This is a genomic window from Kitasatospora sp. NPDC058162 (assembly GCF_042884005.1).
GTDB lineage: Bacteria > Actinomycetota > Actinomycetes > Streptomycetales > Streptomycetaceae > Kitasatospora.
Genome location: NZ_JBHVUS010000025.1, coordinates 1 through 17,644, shown reverse-complemented (window position 1 = coordinate 17,644; position 17,644 = coordinate 1). Strand labels below are relative to the sequence as shown.

Genomic DNA, 17,644 nt, shown 5'->3' with positions numbered 1-17,644 from the left:
CGGGCATCGCGCCGGGGATTGCATCCTGGGCATCAAAGGGCAGAAGCGGAGTTCAACCTTTTGATTGATGCCGGGGCCCGGGTCGGAACCTAGGCTGGAGGGATGGCGACCGAACGATCCAGAACCACCCCCGTCGCCCTCGTCCTCCGGGTCTGCCTGCACCTGCTGGTGGCGGGCCTGCTGGCGCTCGCCGTCGCCCGGGCCGCGTTCGCCGACCGGGGCGGGGACCCGGCCGCCGTCGCGGCCGCGGCCTCCGCGATGGCGGCCGTGTACGCGATCGGGCCGCGGCTGGCCGCCGTGCACCGGTCCCGCCGCGGCGCGGCGCTCTGGCTGGCGCTGCTCGGCGTCACCTGGGCGGGCCTGCTGGTCGCCACCCAGGACGGGGTGTGGCTGGCGTTCCCGCTGTACTTCCTGGAACTGCACCTGCTCGGCCGGCGCAGCGGGCTGGCCGCCGTCGCGCTGACAGCGGCGGCGGCGATCGCCGGGTGGTCCTTCCACCAGCACGGCTTCAACCCGGCCGCCGCCATCGGGCCCGCGCTCGGCGCGGCCGTCGCCACCGCCACCGTGCTCGGCTACCAGGCGCTGTACCGGGAGAGCGAGGAACGGCGCCGGCTGATCGACGAACTGACCGCCGCCCGCGCCGACGCCGCCGCCGCCCACCACGCCGCCGGCGTGCTCGCCGAACGGGAGCGGCTGGCCCGGGAGATCCACGACACCCTCGCGCAGAGCCTCAGCTCCATCCAGCTGCTGCTGCGCGCGGCCCAGCGGGCGCTGCCCGAGCGCACCGAGGCCGCCGCCGGGTACGTCGAGCAGGCGCGGCAGGCCGCCCAGGACAACCTGGACGAGGCCCGGCGCTTCGTCCGCGCGCTCACCCCGCCCGCGCTGGACGGCGATCCGCTCCCGGTCGCGCTGGAGCGGCTGTGCGCGACCACCACGGCGCACAGCGGCCTGCCCGTCCACCTGCACGTCTCCGGGGACCAGGTGCGGCTGCCCGCCCCCCAGGAGGTCGCGCTGCTGCGGATCGCGCAGTCGGCGCTCGGCAACACCGTGCGGCACGCGAAGGCCTCGCGGGCCGAGGTGACACTCAGCTACATGGAGGGCGAGGTGGCGTTGGACGTGTTCGACGACGGGGCCGGGTTCGACCCGGCGGCGGTCGCCGGCCGCACCGGCGGGGACGGCGGCTTCGGACTGCCCTCGATGCGGGCCCGGGCCCGGGCGCTCGGCGGCAGCTTCACCGTGGAGTCCGCACCCGGGGAGGGGACGGCGCTGGCCGTACAGCTGCCCGTCGCCCCGTCGCCGGAGGTCGGACCGTGATCCGGCTGCTGATCGCCGACGACCACCCGGTGGTGCGGGCCGGGCTGCGGGCGGTGCTGGAGAGCGAACCGGACTTCGCCATCGTCGCCGAGGCCGCGACCGCCGAGCGGGCCGTCGAGCTGGCCGCCGAACCCGGCGTGGACGTGGTGCTGATGGACCTCCAGTTCGGTCCCGGCTCGGCGATGAACGGGGCCCAGGCCACCGCCGCGATCACCGCCCGGGCGGGGGCGCCGAGGGTCCTGGTCGTCACCACCTACGACAGCGACGCCGACACCCTGCCGGCCCTGGAGGCGGGCGCCACCGGCTACCTGCTGAAGGACGCGCCGCCGGAGGAACTCGCCCAGGCGGTCCGGGCCGCCGCGGCGGGCCGCAGCGCGCTGGCGGCCAGCGTGGCGGACCGGCTGCTGGAACGCATGCGGACGCCCGCGGCGGCGCTCAGCGCGCGGGAGACCGAGGTGCTCGGGCTGGTCGCGGACGGGCTGACGAACCAGCAGGTCAGCCAGCGGCTGCACCTGAGCCAGGCCACCGTGAAGTCCCATCTGGTGCACATCTACACGAAGTTGGGCGTGGACTCGCGCACCGCGGCGGTGCGGGAGGCGCGCGGGCGCGGACTGATCCGCTGACCGGGCCGGGCGTAGGGTGGGGGCGTCCGGTGCCCGTGACCGTGTGAGGAGCCGTCCCCGATGACCGTCCGTCTCGATGACCTCGCCGTCCCGGTGATTGGCGCCCCGATGGCGGGCGGGGCCTCCACCCCCGAACTGGTGACCGCGGTGAACCGGGCCGGCGGGCTCGGGTTCCTCGCGGCGGGCTACAAGTCGGCCGCCGCGATGGCCGAACAGATCGCCGCGGTACGGAAGGCGAGCGACCGGCCGTACGGGGTGAACCTCTTCGTGCCGGCCCCGCCCGGGGACCCGGCGGCCGTCGCCGCCTACCGGGAACGGCTGCGGCCCGAGGCCGAGCACTGGGGGGTGGCGCTGCCGGAGCGGATCGGGCCGGACCGGGACGACTGGGAGGCCAAGCTCGAGGCGCTGCTCGCCGACCCGGTGCCGGTCGTCTCCTACACCTTCGGGCTGCCCACGGCCGAGGAGGCGGCCGCGCTGCGCGCGGCGGGGACGCTGCAGGTCGGCACCGTCACCACGCCGGAGGAGGCGCGGGCGGCGCAGGCGGTCGGCATGGACGCCCTGTGCGTGCAGGGCCCGGAGGCCGGCGGGCACCGCGCCACCCACCGGGTGACGGACCGGCCGGGGGAGCTGCCGCTGCTGGAACTGCTGGCCGCCGTACGGGCGGTGACGCCGCTGCCGCTGATCGCCGCGGGCGGACTGGGAGACGGCCCGGCGGTCGCGGCGGCGCTGCGGGCCGGGGCGGCCGCGGTGCAGCTGGGGACGGCGCTGCTGCGCTCCGACGAGTCCGGCGCCTCGGCCGCGCACCGGGCCGCGCTCACCGAACGGCCGGAGACCGTCGTCACCCGCGCCTTCACCGGCCGCCCCGCCCGCGGCCTGCGCAACGCCTTCATCGACCGCCACGGCCCGTACGCCCCGCCCGCCTACCCCGAGGTCCACCACCTCACCGCCCCGCTGCGCGCCGCCGCCACCCGCCGCGCCGACACCGACGCCATGCACCTCTGGGCCGGCACCGCCCACCACCTGGCCGCCACCGGCCCGGCCGAGCACCTCGTCACGGACCTGTGGCGGAGCGCGCGGGGGGCCGGACTCAGCTGAGCAGGGTGGACATCCAGGACTCGATGGCGGGGACGGTCCTGGGGAGGGCGGCGGACATCAGGTGGGCGCCGTCCTCGGTGATGACGAGGTCGTCCTCGATGCGGATGCCGAGGCCGCGGAGTTCGAGGGGGAGGGTTTCGTCGTCGGGCTGGAGGTAGAGGCCGGGTTCGACGGTGAGGACCATGCCGGCTTCGAGGGTGCCGTCGACGTAGCGGTCGGCGCGGGCCTTGGCGCAGTCGTGGTAGTCGAGGCCGAGCATGTGGCCGCTGCCGCAGAGGGTGTAGCGGCGGTAGAGGCCGCTGTCCTCGGCGAGGGCCTGGTCGGCGGGGATGCGCAGGACGCCCCAGTCGGCGAGGCCTTCGGCGATGACCCGCATGGCGGCGCGGTGGAAGTCGCGGAAGCGGGCGCCGGGGCGCAGGGCGGCGATGCCGGCGCTCTGGGCGGCGAGGACGAGTTCGTAGGCCTGGCGCTGGACCGGGGTGAAGGTGCCGCTGAGCGGGAGGGTGCGGGTGATGTCGGCGGCGTAGAGGGTGTCGGTCTCGACGCCGGCGTCGAGCAGGAGCAGGGCGTTCGGGTCGAGGGCGCCGTCGTTGCGGATCCAGTGCAGGACGCAGGCGTGGGCGCCGGAGGCGGCGATGGTGGTGTAGCTGGGGCCGTTGCCCTCGGCGCGGGCGCGCAGGTCGAAGACGCCCTCGATCCAGCGTTCGCCGCGGTGGTGGCGCAGGGCGGCGGGGAGGGCGCGGACGACGTCCTCGAAGCCGGCGACGGTGTGGTCGACGGCGAGTTGCAGCTGCTGGACCTCCCAGGTGTCCTTGACCAGGCGCAACTCGGAGAGCACGGCGGCGAGTTCGTCGTCCTGGGTGAAGGAGCCGCGCCCGGTGGCCTCGTCGACGAGGGCGTCGGTGCCGGCCAGCACCCGGGTGGGCGGTTGCGGTCCGCTGAGCAACTTGCCGAGGTCGTCGAGGTGTTCGGTGCGCAGCCCGGTGAGCCGGGCGGTCTCGTCCAGGTCGGGGCGGCGGCCGACCCAGAACTCGCCGTAGCGCCGGTCGCGGTAGAACTCGCCGCCGCTGCGCGGGGATCGGGGGCGTACGTGGAGGACCGGCTCGTGGCCTTCGGGGCCGGCCGGTTCGAGGACGAGGACGTGGTCGGCCTGGTCCTCGCCGGTGAGGCCGGTGAGCCAGGCGTAGGCGCTGTGCGGGCGGAAGCGGTGGTCGAGGTCGTTGCAGCGGACCTTGAGGCGGCCGGCCGGGACGATCAGCCGTTCGCCGGGGAAGGCGGCGGAGAGCCGGGCCCGGCGGCGGGCGAACTCGGGGTAGCCGGGGACGCGTTGGTCGGCGGGGAGCGGGGTCGCGGCCCAGGCGGTGCCCATGAAGGCGTCCAGGGCGGGGGAGACCGCGAGGTCGTGGCTGCCGGCGGCGAGGCCGGGGCGGGGTCGGGTCACCGGTGAACTCCTAGGCGGGGGTGGGGAGCTGGGGTTGGTGGGACACAGCTGGGTAACGGCGGGCGCCACCTCTTGTGCAGTGCAATTTCACATTACTATGTTACGGGTCACACAGCGGTGCGGCCAGAGCCGGCCCGCGGACCGATGCAGGCCCCCCACAGCGGAGTTGCCACATGACCAGGCGCACCCATGCCCTCCTCGCCGCCGCCCTCGCGGCGACCCTCACCCTCGGCCTCGGGGCCTGCAAGAACGACAAGAGCGACAGCGGCGACGACGCGGCCGCCACCAGCACCAAGGGCCCGGGCGCGGAGAGCGGTTCGGTCATCGGCGGCACCCCGGCCAAGGGCGGCACCCTCACCGTCCTGACCAACCAGGACTTCGCCCACCTCGACCCGGCGCGCAACTGGACCGTCCCGCACATGGACTTCGGCACCCGGCTGCTCTACCGCACCCTGACGACCTTCAAGTCCGAGCCGGGAGCCGCCGGCAGCGAGATCGTCCCGGACCTCGCGACCGACCTGGGCAAGTCCTCGGACGGCGGCAAGACCTGGACCTTCACCCTCAAGGACGGCCTCAAGTACGAGGACGGCAGCACGATCAAGTCCGCCGACATCAAGTACAACGTCGAGCGCTCCTTCTCCCCGGACCTCACCGGCGGGCCGGACTACGCGATCCAGTACCTGGCCGGCGGTGAGAACTACAAGGGCCCGCTCACCGGCGAGCACCTGGCGAGCATCGAGACCCCGGACGAGAAGACGATCGTCTTCCACCTCAAGCGCCCGGTCGCCGAGTTCTCGGACACCGTCACCCTGCCGACCTTCGCGCCCGTCCCGCAGTCCCAGGAGAAGGGCACCCAGTACGACTCCCGGCCGTTCTCCTCCGGCCCGTACAAGATCGAGACCTACGACCGGGGCAAGCAGCTGGTCCTGGTCCGCAACACCAGCTGGGACCCGGGGACCGACACCGTCCGCAAGGCCTACCCGGACCGGATCGTGGTCACCGAGGGCATCAAGGGCGGCCAGGCGGACGACCGGATCATCGCCAGCGAGGGCGCCGACGCCAACGCCATCAACATGCCCTGGATGCAGCACGAGTCGGTCGCCAAGGTGCTGCCCAAGGCGGACGTCAAAGCCCGGATGGCGGCCGAGCGGACCGGCTGTACGGACATGCTCTACCTGAACACCGCCAAGGCGCCGTTCGACGACCCGAAGGCGCGCGAGGCGATGATGTGGGCCGTCGACCGCGAGGCCCAGGTGACCGCGTTCGGCGGCCCGGCGATGGCCGACGTGGCGACCTCCTTCCTCCCGCCGTCGCTGACCGGCGGGGTCAAGGCCGATCCGCTGAAGATCCCGGCCACCGGGGACCCGGAGAAGGCCAAGGCGCTGCTCAAGGAGGCGGGCAAGACCGACCTCAAGATCGGGCTCACCGTCTCGCTCGGCGACAAGACCCGCGCCGAGGCGGTCCAGCAGTCGCTGGCCAAGGCCGGCGTCCAGGTCACCGTCAACACCGTGGACCCGTCCGCCTTCACCGACACCCTCGGCGACACCAAGAACGCCCCCGAGCTGGCCATCAACGGCTGGTGCCCGGACTACCCGTCCGCCGCGACCTTCCTGCCGTTCCAGTTCGACGGACGCACCATCAAGGAGAAGGGCAACCAGGGCAACCTCAGCCAGTTCCGGGACCAGGCCACGATGGACCGGATGGACGCGATCGCGGCCATGCCGGACGTCAACGAGGCCAACAAGGCCTGGCAGCAGCTGGACGAGGACCTGATGCGCAAGGCGCCCGCCGTCCCGCTGATGTGGCAGCGCCGCCCGCTGATGGTCGGCACCAACGTGGCCGGGGCGTTCGGCAGTTCGGGCTACGCGGGGATGATCGACCTGGCCGTGGTGGGCCTCAAGGACCCGGCCAAGGGCAAGTGAGCGGCTCCATGAGTACGACCACTGAGCCTCCCGCCGCAGCGGAAGGCGCGGCGGAAGCCGCGGCCGCTGTCCCCGCGAAGGCCGCCGGGCGCGGGCCGTGGCGGCTGGTCCTGGACCAGCTGTGGGCCCGCGGTTCGGCCCGGTTCGGCCTGATCACGGTCGGCGTGCTGCTGCTGGCGGCCGCCCTGGCCGGCCCGCTGAGCGCGCTCGGCGGCTGGACCCCCGAGGAGTTCGACAAGCGCGCCGTGGACGCCTACCTGGGCGGCATGCCCAGGGGTGACTTCGGCGGCATCAGCACCCGGCACTGGCTGGGCGTGGAGCCGATCACCGGGCGCGACCTGTTCGCCCGGGTGCTGCACGGCGGGCAGGTGTCGCTGCTGATCGCGTTCACCGCGACCGCGGTCGTCGTGGTCACCGGCACCCTGGCGGGCGTCGCGGCGGGCTACTTCGGCGGCCGGACCGACGCCGTGCTGTCCCGGTTGATGGACCTCACGATGTCCTTCCCCTCGCTGATCTTCATGATCGCGATGATGTCGGTGGCCAAGGACGTCAACCGGATCCTGCTGATCACCCTGGTGATCGGCCTGTTCACCTGGCCCGGCATCGCCCGGGTGGTGCGCGGCCAGACCCTCTCGCTCAAGCACCGCGAGTACGTCGAGGCCGCCCGGGTCGGCGGCGCCCGCTCCTGGCGCATCCTCACCCGGGAGATCCTGCCGAACGTCTCGGGCCCGGTCATCGCGTACACCACGCTGCTGATCCCCGGCATGATCGCCACCGAGGCCGCGCTCAGCTACCTCGGCGTGGGCGTGCGCCCGCCGACCCCGTCCTGGGGGCAGATGATCGCCGAGAGCATCGTCCACTACGAGACCGACCCGACGTACTTCCTCATCCCGACGGCCTTCCTGTTCCTCGCCGTGCTCGCCTTCACCCTGCTCGGGGACGCGCTGCGGGACATCCTCGACCCCCGGGGAGCCCGATCGTGATCCGCTACCCCGACCCCCGCGGAGGCCGGTCGTGATCCTCTACCTCGGCCGCCGCCTGCTCGGCGTGGCGGGCATCCTGCTCGCCATCTGCGCCATCACCTTCACCATCTTCTACCTGCTGCCCAACGACCCGGCCGCGGCCGCCTGCGGCAAGACCTGCAGCCCCGAGCGGCTCGCCGACGTCAAGGCGGCGATGGGCCTGGACAAGCCGGTCTGGGACCAGTTCGCCGCCTACCTGACCGGGATCTTCGCGGGCCGCGACTACGGCACCGGCCCGAGCGCGGTGCACTGCGGCTTCCCCTGCCTCGGCTACTCCTACGAGTACGGGCTGCCGGTCTGGGACCTGCTCACCGACCGCCTCCCGGTCTCGATCTCGCTGGCCCTCGGTGCCGCCGTGCTCTGGCTGCTCCTCGGCCTCGGCGCGGGCGTCACCTCGGCACTGCGCAAGGGCGGCTTCACCGACCGGACCCTGATGGTGCTCTCGGTCGGGGCGGCCTCGCTGCCGGTCTACTTCACCTCGATCATGCTGATCTGGGGCCTGGTCCGGACGGCCGGGCTGCTGCCCTACCCCTCGTACCACGCGTTCACCGACGGCCCGCTCGACTGGGCGAGCAACCTGCTGCTGCCCTGGACCGCCCTCGCCCTGCTGTACGCGGCGATGTACGCCCGGCAGAGCCGCACCTCGATGATCGAGGCGATGGCCGAGCCGTACATCCGCACCGCCCGGGCGAAGGGGCTGCCGGCCCGCACGGTGACCGTCAAGCACGGGCTGCGCTCCGCGGCGACGCCGATCCTGACCATCTTCGGGATGGACCTCGGCGGACTGCTGGCCGGGGCCGTCATCACCGAGTCGATCTTCGGCCTGCCCGGCGTCGGCCGGCTGTTCTACGACGGACTGGCCCGCTCCGACCAGCCCGTGATCCTCGGCGTCACCCTGCTCGCGGCCTTCTTCATCGTCGCGGCGAACCTGCTGGTCGACCTGCTCTACGCGGTCGTCGACCCGAGAGTGAGGTACTGATGCCCAGTCTGTTGGAGGTCGAGGACCTCAAGGTCGCCTTCGACACCCCGCGCGGCACCGTCCGGGCCGTGGACGGCATCTCCTTCACCGTCGAGGCCGGGCGCACCCTCGGGCTGGTCGGTGAGTCCGGCAGCGGCAAGTCCGTCACCTCGCTGGCCCTCATGGGCCTGCACCGCGGCGCCGCCGTCAGCGGCTCGATCCGGCTCGACGGGCGGGAGTTGACCGGGCTGGGGGAGCGGGAGCTGGGCACCGTCCGGGGCCGGCGGATCGCCATGGTCTTCCAGGACCCGCTGTCCAGCCTCCACCCCTTCTACACCGTCGGCGAACAGATCGCCGAGCACTACCGGGTGCACTTCCGGGCCGGCCGCAAGGCCGGACGGGCCCGGGCGGTCGAGATGCTCGCCGAGGTCGGCATCCCGGAGCCGGCCCGCCGGGTCGACGAGTACCCGCACCAGTTCTCCGGCGGCATGCGCCAGCGCGTGATGATCGCCATGGCGCTCGCCTGCGAACCCGACCTGCTGATCGCCGACGAGCCCACCACCGCGCTGGACGTCACCGTCCAGGCCCAGATCCTCGACCTGATCGCCCGGATCCAGCAGGACCGCGGCCTCGGCGTCGTGATGATCACCCACGACCTGGGCGTGGTCGCCCGGGTCGCCCACCAGGTGCTGGTCATGTACGGCGGCCGGGCGGCCGAACAGGCCCCGGCGGAACGGCTGTTCGCCGCACCCGCGCACCCGTACACCCGCGGCCTGCTGGACTCGCTGCCGCGCCTGGACGACCCCGACGACGCGCCGCTGCGGGCCATCCCCGGCAGCCCGCCCTCGCTGCTCACCCCCGCCCCCGGCTGCTCCTTCGCCCCGCGCTGCGCCCGCACCACCGCGGCGCCCGCCGAGGAGCACGCCCGCTGCCTGGCGGAGCGCCCGCCGCTCGACCCGTTCGGCCCGCCCGACGTGGGCCACCGGGCCGCCTGCCACTTGCCACTGGTGCCGGAAGGGGCCCTCTGATGGCCGAACCAGTACTGTCCGAGCCGGCGACTGCATCGCGCTCGACTGAACCGCTGCTGTCCGTACGGGACTTGGTGAAGACCTTCGCCGGCCGGCGCAGCCGCACCGGCCGGGCCGGCGCGCCGGTCCGGGCCGTGGACGGGGTGAGCTTCGACCTCGGCGCGGGCGAGACGCTGGGCCTGGTCGGCGAGTCCGGCTGCGGCAAGTCCACCACCGGCCGGATGATCGTCCGGCTGCTCGACCCCACCTCGGGCACCGTCACCTTCGACGGCACCGAGATCGGCGGCCTCTCCCAGGCCCGGCTGCGGCCGCACCGGCGGCACCTGCAGATGGTCTTCCAGGACCCGTACTCCTCGCTCAACCCAAGGCAGACGGTGGCCCGGATCATCTCCGAGCCGCTGCTGGTCCAGGGCGCGAGCGCCGCGGCGGCACGCGGCCGGGCGGCCGAACTGATGGAGCTGGTCGGGCTGATCCCCGAGCACCTCGACCGCTACCCGCACGAGTTCTCCGGCGGCCAGGCGCAGCGGATCGGCATCGCCCGCTCGCTGGCCACCTCGCCGAAGCTGGTGGTCGCGGACGAGCCGGTGTCCGCGCTGGACGTCTCGGTCCAGGCCCAAGTGGTCAACCTGATGGAGCAGTTGCAGCGGGAGCTGGGCCTGGCGTACGTATTCATCGCGCACGACCTCTCGGTGGTCAAGCGGGTCTGCGACCGGGTCGCGGTGATGTACCTGGGCCGGATCGTGGAGATCGGCGACAAGGCCGAGGTGTACGGCAGCCCGGCGCACCCGTACACCCGGGCGCTGCTGTCCGCTGTCCCGCTGCCGGACCCGGCGGCGGAGCGGGCCCGGGAGCGGATCGTGCTGCTCGGCGACCCGCCGAGCCCGGCCGACCCGCCGACCGGGTGCGGCTTCCACCCGCGCTGTCCGAAGGCGCAGGCGCGCTGCCGGACGGAGCGGCCGCTGCTGGAGCCGGTCGGTGCGGGCGGCCGCCAGGCGGCCTGCCACTTCCCGGAAGGGCCGTAGCGGAGCCGCAGTGCAGCCGCAGTAGTGCCGCAGCGCAGCCGCAGTAGAGCTGCGGTAGCGCCGCAGCGGCGAACAAGCCCCCGGTCGGGCGCGGCGGGGAACCTCACGAGGGCCGCGTCCGACCGGGTTCCACTTCTTTACTGCTCCGCTATTGCTCCTCGGGGGGCAGCAGCAGCCGGGGCCCGGGCCCCTCGGTGGCGAGTTCGTCGCCGGGGTTGAGCACCCGGCAGCGGCGCAGCGACACGCAGCCGCAGCCGATGCAGCCGGTCAGTTCGGCCTCCAGGTGCTCCAACTCGGTGCGGCGGGCGCGTAGTTGATCGGCCCACCGGCGGGAGATCCGTTCCCAGTCGTGCTTGCCCGGCATCCGGTCCTCGGGCAGGCCGGTGAACACCTCGGCGACCTCGGCGAGCGGGATGCCGAGCCGTTTGGCGACCAGGATCAGCGAGATGCGGCGCAGCACGTGCCGCCGGTAGCGGCGCTGGTTGCCCGCCGACCGTTCGGAGGAGATCAGCCCCTGCTCCTCGTAGAAGCGCACGGCCGAGGTGGCGATCCCGGCCCGTCGGGCCACCTCGCCCACGCTCAGCAGGTCGACGGGCGCGGTCCCGGTCATGGTCCCCACTCCTTGACTTCAAGCTCTCTTGAAGTCCTAGCGTATCGGACGTGACCGAATCAACCGCCGTCCGAGCCGCCACCGACCTTGCCGACAAGCCCAGTTACCCACCGCAGTCGCCGACCGCCGGGGCCTCGGGCGGGTGGCGCGAACCCTTCTCCCGCCGTGACGCGGCGGCCGCGTCGATCCTGGCCCCGGATCCCTTTTCGTCGAGGGGATCCGGGGCCTTCCGGTCCGTCCGGGGCCTTCGCGTCCGTCCGGGCCTTCCGGTCCGTCCGGGGTCGGTGCGAGGCACGGGTCAGTGCGCGGTGTACTCCACGGTCACGCTGATGACCACCAGCACCGCGTAGACCACCGCCAGGGTGGTCCGGCCGGAGGCGTGCAGCGCGAGCGCCCCGGTGAGCAGGGCCAGCAGCTTGAGCACGATCTCCACGCCGAGCGGCTGGCGGAACCTGGGCCCGCCCGCGGCCAGGAACAGCCCCCAGAAGGCGGCTGCCAGGGCCGGGGCGCCGAGGCCCAGCAGCAGCCGGGTGGCCAGGCTGGAGCCGGTCTTGAACCCCCAGTAGCAGAGCGAGGCCAGTAGGGCGAGCTCCAGCCCGAAGGCGAGTCCCGCGTTGGTCATGGTCAGCGGGGTCCACTGCCGCTGTCCGACCGGTTTCGGTCTTTCGATCCTCATCCCGTGCTCTCCCCGTTCGCCGGGCCGCCCGGTCGGGCGGCGGTCAGCCGGAGTTTCCCAGTCCGGCCCGCGGGAACTCAATGGATCGCCCCGAAGACGTGTACGGATCAGGGGCCGGGCCGTAGCCTGGCGCATGCAATGTCACACATCACCAGAGGGAGTACCGCCGTGGTCGACGACCTGAGCACCGCCGAGCCCCCGGCCCCGCTGCCCGCCGCCGAGGGCCTGTTCAGTCTGTCGCCGCACGCCGCGCACCTCAACCACGGCTCCTTCGGCGCCGTGCCGCTCCCGGTGCAGCGGGTGCAGGCGGAGCTGCGGACCGAGCACGAGCTGGACCCGGACGGCTTCTTCGCCGACCTGCCGGCCCGGATCGCCGGGACCCGGGAGCTGATCGCCGCCGAACTGGCCACCGACCCGGACCGGCTGGCGCTGGTCGCCAACGTCACCGAGGCGGCCGCGATCGCCCTGGACAGCATCCCGTTCGCCCCCGGCGACCGGATCCTGGTCACCGACCACGGCTACGGTGCCGTCACCCAGGCCGCGGCCCGCAGGGCCGCCGAGACCGGCGCCGAGCTGGTGGTCGCCCGGGTGCCGCTGGACGCCCCGGACGAGGCCGCCGTCCGCGACGCGGTGCTCGCCGCCGTGGACGGCCGCACCACCGTCGCCGTCCTGGACCGGATCACCTCGCTCACCGCCCGTACGGTGGCCTCCCCGGCCCTGCTGGCCGAGCTGCGCGGGCGCGGGGTGACCACCCTGGTGGACGGCGCCCACGCCCCCGGGATGCTGCCCGAGCCGGTCGACCCCGATGCCGACTTCTGGTTCGGCAATCTGCACAAGTGGGCCTTCGCCCCGCGCGCCACCGGCGTGCTGTCCGTCCGCCCCGAGTGGACCGCCCGGGTGCGCCCGCTCGCGCTGTCCTGGGAGCACCACCGGGGCTTCCCCGCCAACGTCGAATGGCGCGGCACCTGCGACTACACCCCCTGGCTGGCCGCCCCGGCGGGCTTCGGGCTGCTGCGCGAACTGGGCCGGGAGGCGGTCGCCGCCCACAACGCCGCGCTCGCCGCGTACGGCCAGCGGGTGCTGGTCGAGCGGGCGGGCCTGCGGGCGCTGCCCGCGACGCCCGGGGTGTGGATGCGCACCGTACGACTGCCGGAGGGGTTCGCCGACACCGAGGCGCAGTACCTGGCGCTGCTGGCCGAGCTGTGGCGGCGGCACCGGATCCGGGTCGCCGTCCGGTCCGGGCCCGAGGGCGCGGTGCTGCGGGTGAGCGCCCAGCTGTACAACCGGGCGGCGGACTACGAGCGGCTCGCGGACGCGCTGGTGGAACTGCTCAAGGAGTAGTCGCTGCAGCTCCTCGACGAGTAGCCGGTGGAGCTGCTCAAGGAGCGGTCGGCCCCTGGTCGCCCGCCGCCCGCAGCTCCGCGAGCAGGACGTCCCGGTCGGCGAGCAGCCCGGTGAGGATCCGCCGGGCTGCTCGCAGCAGGTCGGCGACGTCGCCGCCGGCCAGTGCGTAGACCACGGTGCTGCCGTCCCTGGTGGCGGTGACGATGCCGGAACGGCGCAGCACCGCGAGCTGCTGGGACAGGCTGGAGGGCTCGACCTCCAGTTCGGCGAGCAGGCAGCGGACGGGTGTCGGTCCGGCCTGCAGCAGCTCCAGCACCCGGATCCGGACGGGATGGCCGAGCATCCGGAAGAACTCGGCCTTGGCCTGGTAGATGGCTACCGTCACGAGGCCCCCCTTCCCTGGTGTCGGCGGGCTCAGACCTCCAGCGAGAATTCGATCTGCTTGAGCCGGTGGCGGGCCATCGCCAGGTTGGAGCGCTCCCGGTTGAGCACGAGGAAGAGGAAGAGGCCGCGAGCGGTGGGCGCCGTGAGCGGCCGGACCATGTGGTACTGGTTGGTCAGGGTGATCAGGATGTCCTCGATCGCGTTGTCGTGCAGGTTGAGCATCTCCATCGCCCGCATCTTGGCGCGGACCACGTCGGTGTTGCCGGCCGCGGCGACGTTGAGGTCCAGTTCGCCGCCGTCGCCGAGGCTGCCGAGGGCCATGCCGCTGCCGTAGTCGACCAGGGCGACGCCGATCGCGCCGTCGATCGACATGGCGTCCTTGAGGGACGTCTCCAGGTTCGCCATCGTGGCTGTCCTCCCGTGAGTCGGTGGCCGTAGCGCACGGCCGTGGCTCATGAAGGTAGGGAGCAAGTCCCGGACTCCACCGCGAATGACCGGAGTCGTTCGGATCTGGCTGGACCCTGATCACTTGAAGACATTTGCAACTATGGATCTGAGAGAGGAGTGATCTCCTCGCACGGAAAACGGTGCTATCGATGTCACTCCTCCCGGGTAACCTCTCGCTGAGATGCGAGATCACACCAACCACACCCGGACGGCGATGAACACCCCCGATCCAGAGCCCCAGGAAGACCAGGAGCTCAGCCCCGCCGAGGCGTACGCGGCCAGCCGTCGCCGGGCCAAGGAGCAGGCCACCGCGCTGTACGGCTTCCAGCAGCTGTACGACTTCCCGCTGGACGACTTCCAGGTGGAGGCCTGCGAGACCCTGGAGGCCGGCTCCGGCGTCCTGGTCGCCGCCCCCACCGGCTCCGGGAAGACCATCGTCGGCGAGTTCGCGGTGCACCTGGCCCTCCAGGCGGGCCGCAAGTGCTTCTACACCACGCCGATCAAGGCGCTCTCCAACCAGAAGTACGGGGACCTGGTCAAGCGCTACGGCGCCGCCAAGGTCGGCCTGCTCACCGGTGACAACACCGTCAACGGCGACGCCCCCGTGGTGGTGATGACCACCGAGGTGCTCCGCAACATGCTCTACGCGGGCTCCAGCACCCTCGACGGCCTCGGCTACGTCGTGATGGACGAGGTGCACTACCTCGCCGACCGCTTCCGCGGCGCCGTCTGGGAGGAGGTCATCATCCACCTCCCCGAGTCGGTCACCCTCGTCTCGCTCTCCGCGACCGTCTCCAACGCCGAGGAGTTCGGCGACTGGCTGGACACCGTCCGCGGCGGCACCAAGGTGATCGTCTCCGAGACCCGCCCGGTGCCGCTGTGGCAGCACGTGATGGCCGGCAACCGGATGTACGACCTGTTCGCCGACCCCGACCGGGACGGCCGCCCGAAGCACAGCCTCAAGAACCCCGGCAAGGCCGTCAACCCCGAGCTGGTCCGGCTCGCCCGCTCCGAGGTCGACCGCAACCCGCGCGACCGGTTCGGCCGCGGCCGGGGCCGCTCCATGCCCAACGGCCGCCCCGGCAAGGTCTGGACGCCGGGCCGGGTCGACGTCATCGACCGGCTCGACGCCGAGGGCCTGCTGCCCGCGATCACCTTCATCTTCAGCCGGGCCGGCTGCGAGGCCGCCGTCCAGCAGTGCCTCAGCTCCGGCCTGCGGCTCAACAAGGACTCCGACCGCGCCGTGGTCCGGGCCCTCGTCGAGGAGCGCTGCGCCGACATCCCCGACGAGGACCTGCACGTACTCGGCTACTTCGAGTGGCTGGACGGGCTGGAGCGCGGCATCGCCGCCCACCACGCCGGGATGCTGCCCCGGTTCAAGGAGGTGGTCGAGGAGCTCTTCGTGAAGGGCCTGGTCAAGGCCGTCTTCGCGACCGAGACCCTGGCGCTCGGCATCAACATGCCCGCCCGCTCGGTGGTCATGGAGAAGCTGGTTAAGTGGAACGGCGAGACCCACGCCGACATCACCCCCGGCGAGTACACCCAGCTCACCGGCCGGGCCGGGCGGCGCGGCATCGACGTCGAGGGCCACGCCGTGGTGCTCTGGCAGCGCGGCCTCGACCCGGAGGCGCTGGCCGGCCTGGCCGGCACCCGCACCTACCCGCTCAAGTCCTCGTTCCGGCCGTCGTACAACATGGCCGTCAACCTGGTCTCCCAGTTCGGCCGGCACCGCTCCCGGGAACTGCTGGAGACCTCCTTCGCCCAGTTCCAGGCGGACCGCTCGGTGGTCGGCATCGCCCGCCAGGTGCAGCGCAACGAGGAGGGGCTGGACGGCTACCGCGAGTCCATGACCTGCCACCTCGGCGACTTCGACGAGTACATGGAGCTGCGCCGCCGGCTCAAGGACCGCGAGAACGACCTGGCCCGCGAGGGCAGCAGCCAGCGGCGCGCCGCCGCCGTCGAGTCGATCGAGCAGCTCAAGCCCGGCGACGTCATCCACGTCCCCACCGGCAAGTTCGCCGGCCTCGCCCTGGTCCTCGACCCGGGCCTGCCGCCGGTCAGCCGCTCCGGCCGGGGCGGCCCGCGCCACCCCGACTTCCAGGACGGCCCGCGCCCGGTGGTGCTCACCGCCGAACGGCAGGTCAAGCGGCTCGCGATGATCGACTTCCCGCACCCGGTGGTCGCCGTCGAGCGGGTGCGCATCCCCAAGTCCTTCAACCCGCGCAGCCCGCAGTCCCGGCGCGACCTCGCCTCCGCGCTGCGCACCAAGGCCGGCCACCTGGAGCCCGACCGGTTCCGGCGCGGCCGCGCGGCCGCCGCCGACGACCCGGAGATCACCCGGCTGCGCACCGAACTGCGCCAGCACCCCTGCCACGGCTGCAGCGACCGCGAGGACCACGCCCGCTGGGCCGAGCGCTACCACCGGCTGCACCGCGACACCGAACTGCTGGAGCGCCGGATGCGCTCCCGCACCCACACCATCGCCCGCACCTTCGACCGGGTCTGCGGCCTGCTCACCGACCTCGGCTACCTCAGCGGCGACACCGTCACCGACGACGGCAAGCGGCTCGGCCGGCTCTACGGCGAACTCGACCTGCTCGCCTCCGAGTGCATCCGCGAGGGCGTCTGGAGCGGCCTCGCCGCCGCCGAACTCGCCGCCTGCGCCTCGGCGTTGGTCTACGAGTCGCGCCAGTCCGACGACGCCGGCGCCCCCCGGGTGCCGGAGGGCGCGGCCAAGGAGGCGCTCGGCCAGATGGTCCGGATCTGGGGCCACCTCGACGCCCTCGAGGAGCAGCACCGGATCAACACCGCCGAAGGTGTCGGCCAGCGCGAACCCGACCTCGGCTTCGCCTGGGCCGCCTACCGCTGGGCGCTCGGCCACAGCCTCGACCAGGTCCTGCGGGACGCCGAGATGCCGGCCGGCGACTTCGTCCGCTGGACCAAGCAGCTGATCGACGTCCTCGGCCAGATCCAGGACGCGGCCGGCGGGGACGCCGAACTCCGCAAGACCGCCCGCAAGGCCGTCGACGGCCTGCGCCGCGGCATCATCGCCTACTCCTCGGTGGGCTGAGCCGGATACCCGAAGGGGCCCGCACGAAACACCAGAAGGGGCCCGCACGTTCGACTTCGGACGTGCGGGCCCCTTCGGCGTTCCCGGCGACCTTCTAACGATGAACGGGGGTGGAAGCCGCCAGGCCTGCGGCCTTGGCGGCCCCCACCCCCCACCCCCCACCCCCCACCCCCCAGCGATGGCGCTGCACAGGAAGTCGGCCAGGCCGACTTCCTGTGCAGAAGAAGGAGATGAATGCGCCTCTGCCTCCTGCCGTCGACAGGAGGCAGAGGCGCAGAGACTGCACACCAGAGGTTGGGGACGTGGCCGTAGGCAACATAGGAAGCTCTGAGAGTCCATTCCGTCGCCGCTTCGGCGGACCGAAGCGTCGACGGACTTGTGCAGGGCTGCGCAGGAAGTCGATTCAAACGACTTCCTGCGCAGATAGGGGAAATGAGGGTGATTCTGGGGCGTGATGCCGGTCTCCGAGGACCTCGAAGACCGGACTTGGGCCGTTCAACTGCCGTTACTGCCCTTGCCCACACGCTTTGCATGCTCAAGGCTGGAGATTCGACTTCCATCCTTGACAGTTGGCGGCCCTCGCTCGGCCCCGGCGGGGGGCGCCCACAACACCCCCGGGTTTGGGACTTCGTTTCCACCCCGCAGGCTACAGCGGGCGGGGCGTCGGGGTGATACGGCGGGGGCGGCC

General features: G+C 73.0%; 15 protein-coding genes. 10 read left to right on the top strand and 5 right to left on the bottom strand.

The window, feature by feature from the left end:
• Positions 1–102 precede the first annotated feature (102 nt).
• From ACFVXG_RS32365 to ACFVXG_RS32355, 3 genes are read left to right on the top strand one after another with little or no spacing between them, the layout of a single operon-like run.
• The gene (locus tag ACFVXG_RS32365) at positions 103–1,314 is read left to right on the top strand and encodes a sensor histidine kinase (protein WP_387932609.1); all 1,212 of its coding nucleotides are present in this window, start codon (positions 103–105) and stop codon (positions 1,312–1,314) included.
• Positions 1,311–1,937 (top strand): response regulator, encoded by a 627-nt coding sequence (locus ACFVXG_RS32360; protein ID WP_387932607.1) that lies wholly within the window; start codon positions 1,311–1,313, stop codon positions 1,935–1,937. Before ACFVXG_RS32365 ends, ACFVXG_RS32360 begins: the two co-directional genes overlap by 4 nt.
• A gap of 60 nt (positions 1,938–1,997) precedes the next feature.
• A complete protein-coding gene (locus tag ACFVXG_RS32355; protein WP_387932605.1) occupies positions 1,998–3,032 on the top strand; it encodes a nitronate monooxygenase in 1,035 nt (344 codons plus the stop codon).
• Here the strand turns inward: ACFVXG_RS32355 and ACFVXG_RS32350 are convergent.
• Positions 3,025–4,473 (bottom strand): aminopeptidase P family protein, encoded by a 1,449-nt coding sequence (locus tag ACFVXG_RS32350; RefSeq protein WP_387932603.1) that lies wholly within the window; start codon positions 4,471–4,473, stop codon positions 3,025–3,027. The genes ACFVXG_RS32355 and ACFVXG_RS32350 overlap by 8 nt on opposite strands.
• Before the next feature lie 173 nt (positions 4,474–4,646).
• On the opposite strand from ACFVXG_RS32350, the gene ACFVXG_RS32345 reads away from it, so the two are divergent.
• From ACFVXG_RS32345 to ACFVXG_RS32325, 5 genes are read left to right on the top strand one after another with little or no spacing between them, the layout of a single operon-like run.
• Positions 4,647–6,395 (top strand): ABC transporter substrate-binding protein, encoded by a 1,749-nt coding sequence (locus ACFVXG_RS32345; RefSeq protein WP_387932601.1) that lies wholly within the window; start codon positions 4,647–4,649, stop codon positions 6,393–6,395.
• 8 nt (positions 6,396–6,403) lie between these two features.
• On the top strand, positions 6,404–7,378 hold the full coding sequence (locus ACFVXG_RS32340; protein ID WP_387932599.1) for an ABC transporter permease: 975 nt from the start codon (positions 6,404–6,406) through the stop codon (positions 7,376–7,378).
• Between the two features lie 31 nt (positions 7,379–7,409).
• Positions 7,410–8,396 (top strand): ABC transporter permease, encoded by a 987-nt coding sequence (locus ACFVXG_RS32335; protein ID WP_387932597.1) that lies wholly within the window; start codon positions 7,410–7,412, stop codon positions 8,394–8,396.
• Complete coding sequence (locus tag ACFVXG_RS32330; RefSeq protein ID WP_387932595.1) at positions 8,396–9,403, top strand: ABC transporter ATP-binding protein; 1,008 nt, start codon at positions 8,396–8,398, stop codon at positions 9,401–9,403. The genes ACFVXG_RS32335 and ACFVXG_RS32330 overlap by 1 nt, the downstream gene beginning before the upstream one ends.
• Positions 9,403–10,425 (top strand): ABC transporter ATP-binding protein, encoded by a 1,023-nt coding sequence (locus ACFVXG_RS32325; protein ID WP_387932593.1) that lies wholly within the window; start codon positions 9,403–9,405, stop codon positions 10,423–10,425. Before ACFVXG_RS32330 ends, ACFVXG_RS32325 begins: the two co-directional genes overlap by 1 nt.
• 148 nt (positions 10,426–10,573) lie before the next feature.
• On the opposite strand, the gene soxR is transcribed toward ACFVXG_RS32325, so the two are convergent.
• Together soxR and ACFVXG_RS32315 are read right to left on the bottom strand one after the other, a co-directional pair.
• Positions 10,574–11,035: a redox-sensitive transcriptional activator SoxR gene (gene soxR / locus ACFVXG_RS32320; RefSeq protein ID WP_350507121.1), complete on the bottom strand. Its 462-nt coding sequence runs from the start codon at positions 11,033–11,035 to the stop codon at positions 10,574–10,576.
• Positions 11,036–11,333: 298 nt separating this feature from the next.
• Positions 11,334–11,711 carry a YrdB family protein gene (locus ACFVXG_RS32315; RefSeq protein ID WP_387932592.1) on the bottom strand — a complete coding sequence of 126 codons (378 nt, stop codon included), beginning with the start codon at positions 11,709–11,711 and terminating at the stop codon, positions 11,334–11,336.
• A gap of 168 nt (positions 11,712–11,879) precedes the next feature.
• Here ACFVXG_RS32315 and ACFVXG_RS32310 point away from each other — a divergent pair, with 168 nt between their 5' ends.
• Positions 11,880–13,052, top strand: coding sequence for an aminotransferase class V-fold PLP-dependent enzyme (locus tag ACFVXG_RS32310; protein WP_387932591.1), 1,173 nt, complete (start codon positions 11,880–11,882; stop codon positions 13,050–13,052).
• A gap of 37 nt (positions 13,053–13,089) precedes the next feature.
• Here the strand turns inward: ACFVXG_RS32310 and ACFVXG_RS32305 are convergent, their stop codons facing one another.
• Both ACFVXG_RS32305 and ACFVXG_RS32300 read right to left on the bottom strand, forming a co-directional pair.
• On the bottom strand, positions 13,090–13,440 hold the full coding sequence (locus tag ACFVXG_RS32305) for an ArsR/SmtB family transcription factor (protein ID WP_387932590.1): 351 nt from the start codon (positions 13,438–13,440) through the stop codon (positions 13,090–13,092).
• Between the two features lie 29 nt (positions 13,441–13,469).
• The gene (locus ACFVXG_RS32300; protein ID WP_387932589.1) at positions 13,470–13,844 is read right to left on the bottom strand and encodes a hypothetical protein; all 375 of its coding nucleotides are present in this window, start codon (positions 13,842–13,844) and stop codon (positions 13,470–13,472) included.
• A 256-nt stretch (positions 13,845–14,100) separates the two neighbouring features.
• Here ACFVXG_RS32300 and ACFVXG_RS32295 point away from each other — a divergent pair, with 256 nt between their 5' ends.
• Positions 14,101–16,956, top strand: a complete 2,856-nt coding sequence (locus tag ACFVXG_RS32295) for a DEAD/DEAH box helicase (protein ID WP_387932790.1) — start codon at positions 14,101–14,103, stop codon at positions 16,954–16,956.
• Positions 16,957–17,644 lie beyond the last annotated feature (688 nt).